At 51.6% G+C, this 539-nt stretch carries 1 protein-coding gene; it reads left to right on the top strand.

Annotated features, from left to right (window positions below; all coding sequences use genetic code 11):
- Positions 1-539, top strand: a 539-nt coding sequence (locus HK417_RS24690; RefSeq protein ID WP_222273524.1) for a hypothetical protein, incomplete at both ends; no start/stop codon positions are given.

The raw sequence follows: 539 nt of genomic DNA, 5'->3' as shown, positions 1-539 counted from the left end.
ACCGCGCCCACGTCGATATTATTGTTAACGGCATAAAAATGACGGCGGTTGGAACGGTTCCCTATGGGGCAACACTTAAATTTGTGGCGCGTACCGGATACCGATTCACTGAAACCAGCTTTATTAAAATCGTAACTGCTGATGGTACTACGGAATTAGACCCGCCATTATACGCCACTATGAGCGCTGATATGACTATCAGTGATTTCGGTACTCTGGCTAAACCGACGTCGCCAGCGGGAGCAGACCATTACGGGCAGGTTGGCGCATGTCAGACCGAAGCATATACGCCGCCAGCACCTTTAGCGTGGAACGTTCATCCGGCTACGGGTACGCCTGACACTGATATTCTGTTTAGCTGGACGGGCGGCGAACCAGGCGCGAACGGTTATAATCTGGTGGTGTTTGAATCGGACGGGGTAACTATTACCGACGATCAAACTACAGCGGAATTAACCGCCAACGTGAACGAAAGCGCGGGAACGTACACCGTAAAAGTGTATGACAAGGGTGGTCGTAATGACCCGACGGCGCATGTA

This window comes from Modestobacter marinus, assembly GCF_019799945.1.
GTDB classification, from domain to species: domain Bacteria; phylum Actinomycetota; class Actinomycetes; order Mycobacteriales; family Geodermatophilaceae; genus Modestobacter; species Modestobacter marinus_B.
The sequence above is the reverse complement of the archived record's forward strand: the minus strand, read 5'-3'. Positions and strand labels throughout refer to the sequence as shown.